Source organism: Pseudomonas sp. FW305-E2 (assembly GCF_058782925.1).
In genome coordinates this window covers 1-972 of record NZ_JBYSYE010000097.1, presented here as the reverse complement: position 1 = coordinate 972, position 972 = coordinate 1, and the positions used below count along the sequence as shown (strand labels likewise).

The 972-nt window shown below is 55.5% G+C and carries 1 protein-coding gene; it reads left to right on the top strand.

What is annotated here, in order from left to right:
- Positions 1-30 precede the first annotated feature (30 nt).
- Positions 31-972 (top strand): aldehyde dehydrogenase family protein (locus AC3WLP_RS27835; RefSeq protein WP_146039875.1); only part of this gene is annotated, 942 nt, incomplete at its 3' end.

The following is a 972-nucleotide window of genomic DNA, read 5'->3' as shown; positions in this document are numbered from 1 at the left end:
AACGAAAAGATCTTGTGCAAGAGGCGAATCATGTCAGCAGACAACCAAACCGTAACGCTGTGCGCTGAGGCTCAAGCGTTCCTCTCACGCGAACAGCATGGCTTGTTTATCGATGGCGCGTTTGTAGCTGCAGAGTCGGGCGAGACTATCACCACAGTTAACCCCTCCAGCGGCGAAGTCCTCGCTAGACTGTCCGCGGGAAATGAAGCAGATGTTGAGCATGCGGTAAAAGCAGCCCGCCGCGCATTCGAGGGGCCCTGGAGCAGCTGGAGCCCGTACCAACGCCAGGAATTACTTTTCCGTTTACACCAAGTCTTGGATCAACGATTCGAAGAACTGGTGCAAATCGAATCCATGGACATGGGCGCGCCCATTGCGCGCCTGCGGAACACGAAGCCAGCATTGCTAAAGATGCTTCTGTTCTTTGCGGCACAAGCTGCGAACATCAAGGGTGAAACCTTGATGAACGGCATCCCTGGGCAAGTTGCAACTATGTCGCTGAAAGCACCGGTCGGTGTAGTCGGCGGCATCATCCCGTGGAACGGCCCCCTCAACAGCCAGTTCTGGGTTCTTGGAGCAGTATTGGCTACGGGCTGCACAGTCGTATTGAAGCCTGCGGAAGACGCATCGCTATCCGTCTTGCGAGTAGCTGAAATCCTGCATGAAGCAGGCGTTCCGGCGGGTGTTGTCAACGTCGTAACCGGTTATGGAGCGGAAGCTGGGCACGCTCTCGCCAGCCATCCGGGTGTTGATCGCATAGCCTTCACCGGGTCGACTCAAACTGGCCGCAGCATCATCCAAGCCTCCACTGTGAACATCAAGAAATTGCAGCTGGAATTGGGGGGGAAATCAGCCGATATCATCTTCAAAGACGCAAACCTGGAAAAAGCAGTACCCGGCGCGGCTATGGGGGTTTTCGCTAACTCAGGGCAGATTTGCTTCGCTGGCACCAGGGTGTTGGTACAACGATCT